We start from the raw sequence: 7,683 nt of genomic DNA, 5'->3' as shown, positions 1-7,683 counted from the left end.
GCCCGCGCTCCGGACCCGCACCGCCGCGGGCCGCCGGGCCTTGGCAGCGGGCCGCACCCGCACGCTCTCTTCGGCCGGCATGTCCCTGTCCCCTCCACTGCTCGTGCCCAGGGGCTCGTCCGCCCCGGTCGACCGGGGCGGTGCGGCGCGGCGGCCGGGCCCGTCAGGCGCTCTCGGCGGCGCGTGCGCGGACGGCGTCCGCGAAGGCCTCGCCCCGCTTGTTGTAGTTGACGAACATGTCCATGGACGCGCAGGCCGGGGCCATCAGCACGGTGTCGCCCGGCCGGGCGAGCCGTGCCGCCTCGCGGACCGCCTCGGACATCGCCCCAGTGTCGGTCCGGTCGAGGTCGACCACCGGGACCTCGGGGGCGTGTCGCGCCAGGGCTTCGCGGATCAGGGCGCGGTCCGCGCCCATCAGCACGACGCCCCGCAGCCGCTTCGCGCAGCCGGTCACCAGCTCGTCGAAGGTGGCCCCCTTGGCCAGCCCCCCGGCGATCCAGACGATGGAGTCGTAGGCGGCGAGCGAGGCCTCGGCGGCGTGCGTGTTGGTGGCCTTGGAGTCGTCCACGTACGCGACCCCGTCGACGTCCGCGACGTGCTCGATGCGGTGCGGGTCGGGGCGGAAGGCGCGCAGTCCGTCGCGCACGGCGGCGGGCGCGACGCCGAAGGCGCGGGCCAGGGCGGCGGCGGCCAGGGCGTTGGCGATGTTGTGCGGGGCCGGCGGGTCGACGTCGGCGACCTCGGCCAGTTCCTGGGCCTGCTTCTGGCGGTTCTTCACGAAGGCGCGGTCCACCAGGATGCCGTCGACGACGCCGAGTTGCGAGGGCCCCGGGGTGCCGAGGGTGAAGCCGATGGCGCGGCAGCCCTCCTCCACGTCCGCCTCGCGCACCAGGTCCTCGGTGGCCGGGTCGGCGGCGTTGTAGACGCAGGCGACCGTGTTGCCCTCGTAGATCCGGCCCTTGTCGGCGGCGTAGGCCGCCATGGAGCCGTGCCAGTCGAGGTGGTCCGGGGCCAGGTTGAGGACGGCCCCGGAGTGGGCGCGCAGCGAGGGCGCCCAGTGCAGCTGGTAGCTGGAGAGTTCGACGGCGAGGACGTCGTACGTCTCCTCGCCGAGGACGGCGTCCAGCAGGGAGACGCCGATGTTGCCGACGGCGGCGGTGCGCAGCCCGGCGGCCTCCAGGATGGCGGCCAGCATCCGGACGGTCGTGGTCTTGCCGTTGGTGCCGGTGACCGCGAGCCAGGGGGCCGGCTCCCGGCCGTCCAGGCCGCGCAGCCGCCAGGCGAGTTCGACGTCGCCCCAGACCGGGACGCCCGCCTCGGCGGCCGCGGCGAACAGCGGCTTGCCGGGCTTCCAGCCGGGGGCGGTGACGACGAGTTCGGTGGACGGGGGCAGGGTGTCGCCGTCGCCGAGGCGCACGGCGATGCCCTGCGCCTCCAGTTCGGCGGCCTGGGCGCGGGAGCGCTCGTCGTCCCCGTCGTTGACCACGGTGACGACGGCGCCGAGTCCCTGCAGGACACGGGCGGCCGGGATTCCGGAGACCCCGAGTCCGGCGACCGTGACGTGCTTGCCCTGCCAGTCCACGTTGCTCACTTCTTGGCTGCCCATCCTGCGTAGAAGAGGCCGAGTCCGACGATGACGCACATGCCCTGGATGATCCAGAAGCGGACCACGACAAGGACTTCGGACCACCCCTTGAGTTCGAAGTGGTGCTGGAGGGGGGCCATCCGGAAGACGCGCTTGCCGGTCATCTTGAACGAGCCGACCTGGATGACGACGGACATCGTGATCATCACGAAGAGGCCGCCGAGGATCGCCATCAGGAACTCGGTGCGGGAGCAGATCGCGAGACCCGCGAGGGCACCGCCGAGGGCGAGCGAGCCGGTGTCCCCCATGAAGATCTTGGCCGGCGAGGTGTTCCACCACAGGAAGCCGAAGCAGGAGCCCATCAGCGCGGAGGCCACGACGGCGAGGTCGAGCGGGTCGCGCACCTCGAAGCAGGCGCTCGGGTTGGTGAGCGTGGCGGCGTTGGCACAGGACTCCTGGAACTGCCAGAGCCCGATGAAGGTGTACGCGCCGAAGACCATCACCGAGGCGCCGGTGGCCAGGCCGTCCAGACCGTCCGTCAGGTTCACGCCGTTGGACATGGCGAGGATCATGAACAGCGCCCAGACGACGAAGAGCACCGGGCCGATCGACCAGCCGAAGTCCTCGACGAACGAGAGCTTGTCGGAGGCCGGGGTGTTGCCGCGGGCGTCGGCGAACTGGAGCGAGAGCACCGCGAAGGCGATCCCGACTATCAGCTGGCCGGCCATCTTCGCCTTGGCCCGCAGACCGAGCGAGCGCTGCTTGACGATCTTGATGTAGTCGTCGAGGAAGCCGACGAGTCCCATGCCGGCCATCAGGAAGAGGACCAGCACACCGGAGAAGCGCATCTCCTCGCCGGTGATCACCTTCGCCAGGATGTACGCGATGAGCGTCGCCAGGATGAAGGCGATGCCGCCCATCGTGGGCGTGCCCTTCTTGGACCCGTGGGTGCGCGGGCCGTCGTCCCGGATGAACTGCCCGTATCCCTTGCGGGCCAGGAGCTTGATCAGCAGCGGCGTGCCGATCAGCGTCAGGAAGAGCCCGATGGCTCCCGCGAAGAGGATCTGCCTCATCGGCCCGCGACCTCGCCCTCGGTCGCGTTCTCCAGCAGTGCGGTGACCACCTGTTCCAGGCCGACCGACCGGGACGCCTTCACCAGCACCACGTCACCCGGACGCAGTTCCCTGCGCAACAGGTCGACGGCAGCCTGTGCGTCGGACACGTGCACCGACTCCTCACCCCACGAACCCTCGTTGTATGCGCCCAGTTGCAGCCAGGAGGCCTCTCTGCCCCCGACCGCGACGAGCTTGCTGACGTTGAGTCGGACGGCGAGCCGTCCGACCGCGTCGTGCTCGGCGAGCGAGGCGTCGCCGAGCTCGGCCATCAGGCCGAGCACCGCCCACGTACGACGCCCCTTCCCCATGGCGACCAGAGCGCGCAGCGCGGCCTTCATGGATTCGGGGTTGGCGTTGTAGGCGTCATTGACGAACGTCACGCCGTCCGGACGCTCGGTGACCTCCATGCGCCAGCGGGAGAGGGTGCCCGCCTCGGAGAGCCCTTCGGCGATCTCGTCTGCGGACAGGCCCAGCTCATGGGCGACGGCGGCCGCGGCGAGCGCGTTCGACACGTGGTGCTCACCGTACAGGCGCATGGTCACATCGCTGCACCCGGTGGGTGTGTGGAGACGGAACGCGGGGCGTCCGTCGTCGGTGAGGCGTACGGCTTCGCCCCGTACGTCCGCATCCGCGGCTTCGCCGAACAGCACCACACGGGCCTTGGTCCGGGAGGCCATGGCGCGGACGAGGGGGTCGTCGGCGTTGAGCACGGCGACGCCGTCCTCGGGCAGCGACTCGACCATCTCGCCCTTCGCCTGCGCGATCTGCTCCTTGCCGCCGAACTCGCCGATGTGGGCGCTGCCGACGTTGAGCACGAGGCCGATGCGCGGGGGGACGAGGCCGGTGAGGTAGCGGATGTCCCCGATGTAGCGCGCGCCCATCTCGAGGACCAGGTGCCGGGTCTCGTCGGTGGCGCGCAGCGCGGTGAGCGGCAGGCCGATCTCGTTGTTGAGGTTGCCCTCCGGGTAGACGGTGGGCCCCTTGCGCTCCAGGAGCTGGGCGATGAGGTCCTTGGTGGACGTCTTGCCCGCGGAGCCGGTGAGGGCGACGACCGTGGCGCCGAGGCGGCCGACGACGGCGCGGGCGAGCGCGCCGAGGGCGGCCACGACGTCGTCCACGACGATCGCGGGCACGCCGACGGGGCGGGTGGCCAGGACGAGGGCCGCACCCGCCTCGACGGCGTGCCGGGCGTAGTCGTGGCCGTCGGCCCGCTCGCCGGCGAAGGCGACGAAGAGGCTGCCGGGCGTCACCTTGCGGGAGTCGATGACGACGGGTCCGCCGACGGTTACCGCCTGATCCGGTATGTCGTGTGTCTGCCCGCCGACGATTTCGGCGATCTCGGCGAGGGTAAGGGCGATCACTTGGTCATCCCTGACTGTTGTTCTCGTGGTGGGAGGCAGCGGGGCCGGTGCCGTGCCCCAGGGTCCGCTCGATGGCCTCGCGCAGGACGATCCGGTCGTCGAAGGGGCGGACGACGCCGTGGACGTCCTGGCCCTGCTCGTGGCCCTTGCCGGCGACGAGCACGGTGTCGCCGGGCTCGGCCCGGCTCACCGCGGCGGCGACGGCCGCGGCCCGGTCGGCGTCGACCAGGACGTCGCCGCGTTCGTGGACGGGCACCTCGGCAGCACCGGCCAGCATGGCGGCGAGGATGCCGAGGGGGTCCTCGGAGCGGGGGTTGTCGGAGGTCAGCACGGCGGTGTCGGCGAGCCGGGCCGCCGCCGCGCCCATCGGGCCGCGCTTGGTGGTGTCACGGTCGCCGCCGCAGCCGAGGACGAGGTGCAGGCGGCCCTTGGTGACCTTGCGCAGGGCGCGCAGCACCGACTCGACGGCGTCGGTCTTGTGGGCGTAGTCGACGAGCGCCAGGTACGGCTGTCCGGCGTCGATCCGCTCCAGCCGTCCGGGCACGCCCGGCACGGCGCCGACGCCGTCGGCCGCGGTCTGCGGGTCGATGCCGGCGACGGCGAGCGTGACGATCGCGGCCAGCGTGTTGGCGACGTTGAACGGACCGGGCAGGGGGGCCTTGGCGGCGGCCCGTTCGCCCTGCGGGCCGACGACGGTGAACGTGGACCCGAGCGGGCCGACGACGACGTCCTCGGCGCGCCAGTCGGCGTCCGGGTGGCCCTCGGCGGAGAAGGTCGTGACGGGCACGGACGCCTCGGTGACGAGCCTGCGGCCGTACGCGTCGTCGTAGTTGACGACGCCACGCCTGCTGAGCCGGGGCGTGAACAACTGCGCCTTGGCCTGGAAGTAGTCCTCCATGCCGGAGTGGAACTCCATGTGCTCCGGGCTGAGGTTGTTGAAGACGGCGATGTCGAAGACGCAGCCGTCGACCCGGCCGAGGACCAGCGCGTGGCTGGAGACCTCCATCGTGACGGCGTCCACGCCGCGTTCCCGCATGACGGCGAACAGGGCCTGGAGGTCGGTGGCTTCGGGCGTGGTGCGCTCGGACTTGATGCGCTCGTCGCCGATCCGCATCTCCACGGTGCCGATGAGCCCGGTGGCGCGGCCGGCGCCCCGGAAGCCGCCCTCGACGAGGTAGGCGGTGGTGGTCTTGCCGGACGTGCCGGTGATGCCGACCTGGAGGAGTCCGGTGCCGGGCCTGCCGTAGATCTCGGCGGCGAGGTCGCCCATCCGGGCGCGCGGGTCCTCGGTGACCAGGACCGGCACCCCGGTGGCGCGGGCGCGTTCGGCGCCGGAGGGGTCGGTGAGGACGGCGGCGGCGCCGAGCCCGGCCGCCTGGGCGGCGAAGTCGGCGCCGTGCAGGCGGGCGCCGGGCAGGGCCGCGTACAGGTCTCCGGGGCGCACGGCGCGGGAGTCGTGGGTGATGCCGGTGACCTCACCGGTGCCGGGTGGTTCGATTCCCAGCCGCTCGGCCAGCGTGACGAGGGAGGTCGGCCGCAGCCGGTCCGGGCGGGGCGCTCCCGGATAGTTCACAGGCGCGTCCTTCTGGGTCGTTCGGGACTGTTCAGCGTGGGGCACGGCGGTGAGCGTACCGGGCGCACCCGGCCTCTCGCGAAGTGAGGGGGCAACGGAACGGACGTTCTCGTTCCGGTTCCCCGGGTCGGGGGTGATGGTCGTCACTGGGGGTCTCCGCGAGTTCACTCGCCGGTTCCGAAGAACACCGGCAGATCGGCCGGCGCTCGGCCGGTGGGGGGCGTCTGGAGGGTCTTGAGGGCGAACTCCATGACCTGCTTGTAGATGGGTCCGCAGGTCTGGCCGCCGAAGTGGCTGCCCTTGGTGGGATTCTGGATCGCGCAGTAGACGGTGACCTGGGGGTTGTCGGCGGGCGCGAAGCCGGCGAAGGACGCGGTGTAGCCGTGGTAGCCGCCGCGCACCGGGTCCACGCGGTTGGCGGTGCCGGTCTTGCCCGCGACCCGGTAGCCGGGGATCTGGGCCTTGGTCCCGGTGCCCTCCTGGTCGCTGACCACCGATTCGAGCATGCGGGCGAGGGTCTTCGCGGTCTTCTCGCTGACGACCCGGGTCTGTTCGGGGGCCTCGGCCGGGGTGAAGCGGCCGTCGGGGCCCCTGGTGCCGCGGACGAGCGTCGGCTGGATGCGGACGCCGCCGTTGGCGATGGTGGAGTAGATCGAGGCGGCCTGCATGGCGTTGAGGGAGAGGCCCTGGCCGAACGGGATCGTGTACTGCTGCGAGGTGGACCAGTCCTCGGGCTTGGCGAGGAGGCCGGCCGTCTCGCCGGGGTAGCCGAGTCCGGTGGGCGAACCGATGCCGAATTTCCTCAGATAGGAGTACAGCACCTTGTTCGCCTCGGCCTGCGTCCTGCCCAGCTCGCCGGTGGCCATGATGGTGCCGATGTTGCTGGACTTGGCGAGGACGCCGTTGAGCGTCAGCTGCCAGGTGGGGTGGTCGATGTCGTCCTTGAAGAGGCGGTCGCCCCGGTGCAGCCGGTTGGGGACCGTGACGTGCGTGAGGGGCGTGGCGGCGCCCTCCTCCAGGACGGCGGCCATGGACATCACCTTGCTGGTGGAGCCGGGCTCGTAGACGTCCTGGAGGGCCGCGTTGCCCAGTGCCGCGGCGTCGGCCTGCGAGAGGTCGTTGGGGTCGAAGCCGGGGGCGTTGGCCATGGCGAGGACCTCGCCGGTGCGGGTGTTCTGCACGACGACGTAGCCGCGGTCGGCCGCGGACTTGGCGACCTGCTCGGAGATGGCCTTCTGGGCCGCCCACTGGATGTCGCGGTCGATGGTCAGCTCGATGTCGGAGCCGGGCACCGCCGGGATCTCCTTGGTGCCCGCGGTCGGCACCCGCCGACCGCCGGACTGGGCGTACTTGATGGTGCCGTCCTCGCCGGCCAGCTCCTTGTCGAGCTGGAACTCCAGGCCGCCCGCGCCCTCGCCGCTCGCGTTGACGTAGCCCAGTATCCCGGCGGCCAGGGCCCCGTTGGGGTAGACCCGCTTGGTGGTCGCCTCCTGGAAGACGCCCGCGAGCACATTCGCGCCGGGGCCGCCGGCCGCCTTGTCCTTGGCGGCCTTCTCGGCGAACGCGGACTTGAGGTCCTTGATCTGCTTCCAGACCTGCGGCGTCTGCCTGCGCGCCAGGACCGTGTAGCGGCTCTTCGGCTTGGACAGCTTCTTGACGAGGGTGTCCGCGTCCACGCCGAGAATCGGCGCGAGCAGTTCGGCGGCCTGCTGCGGGGCGTCGGGCGCCTTGCTGTCGGCCGGGGTGAACATCTTGGGGTCGGCGGTGATGTCGTACGCGTCCACGCTGGTGGCCAGCGCGATGCCGCTGCGGTCGGTGATCTCGCCGCGCTCGGCGGCGACCGTGTAGCTCAGGTAGCGGTTCTTCTCGGCCTTCGCGGCGTACGCGTGGGCGTCCACGGCCTGGACCTGGAGGAGCCGGACGACGAACGCGATCATGACGAGCGTCAGGCCGAGGCTGACCAGCCGGAGCCGGGGCCGCGGGCTGCCCAGCCGCAGCGTCCGGGCGGAGCGTCCGCGCGGCGCCCGGCCACGCGGCGGGGCGGCCGGG

5 protein-coding genes are annotated in these 7,683 nt (G+C 72.0%); all 5 read right to left on the bottom strand.

The annotated features are described in order from the left end of the window. Nucleotides 1-163: 163 nt before the first annotated feature. Nucleotides 164-1,591: a UDP-N-acetylmuramoyl-L-alanine--D-glutamate ligase gene (gene murD, locus MHW47_RS29250; protein ID WP_239226775.1), complete on the bottom strand. Its 1,428-nt coding sequence runs from the start codon at nt 1,589-1,591 to the stop codon at nt 164-166. Beyond that, nucleotides 1,588-2,658, bottom strand: a complete 1,071-nt coding sequence (mraY, locus tag MHW47_RS29245) for a phospho-N-acetylmuramoyl-pentapeptide-transferase (RefSeq protein WP_239226774.1) — start codon at nt 2,656-2,658, stop codon at nt 1,588-1,590. The genes murD and mraY overlap by 4 nt, the downstream gene beginning before the upstream one ends. Then, nucleotides 2,655-4,061, bottom strand: coding sequence for a UDP-N-acetylmuramoyl-tripeptide--D-alanyl-D-alanine ligase (murF, locus tag MHW47_RS29240; protein WP_239226773.1), 1,407 nt, complete (start codon nt 4,059-4,061; stop codon nt 2,655-2,657). The genes mraY and murF overlap by 4 nt, the downstream gene beginning before the upstream one ends. 4 nt (nt 4,062-4,065) lie before the next feature. Next, nucleotides 4,066-5,781 carry a UDP-N-acetylmuramoyl-L-alanyl-D-glutamate--2,6-diaminopimelate ligase gene (locus MHW47_RS29235; protein WP_239226772.1) on the bottom strand — a complete coding sequence of 572 codons (1,716 nt, stop codon included), beginning with the start codon at nt 5,779-5,781 and terminating at the stop codon, nt 4,066-4,068. 17 nt (nt 5,782-5,798) lie between these two features. After that, on the bottom strand, nt 5,799-7,683 hold a 1,885-nt coding region (locus MHW47_RS29230), incomplete at its 5' end, for a penicillin-binding protein 2 (RefSeq protein WP_239226769.1).

It is taken from the genome of Streptomyces sp. OfavH-34-F, assembly GCF_022347745.1.
Lineage (GTDB): Bacteria > Actinomycetota > Actinomycetes > Streptomycetales > Streptomycetaceae > Streptomyces.
This window is presented reverse-complemented; position numbering and strand designations above follow the sequence as displayed.

Bases quoted from the DNA above. Each gene is read 5' to 3' on its own strand.
- mraY (WP_239226774.1), bottom strand. From the start codon at position 2,658: ATGAGGCAGATCCTCTTCGCGGGAGCCATCGGGCTCTTCCTGACGCTG.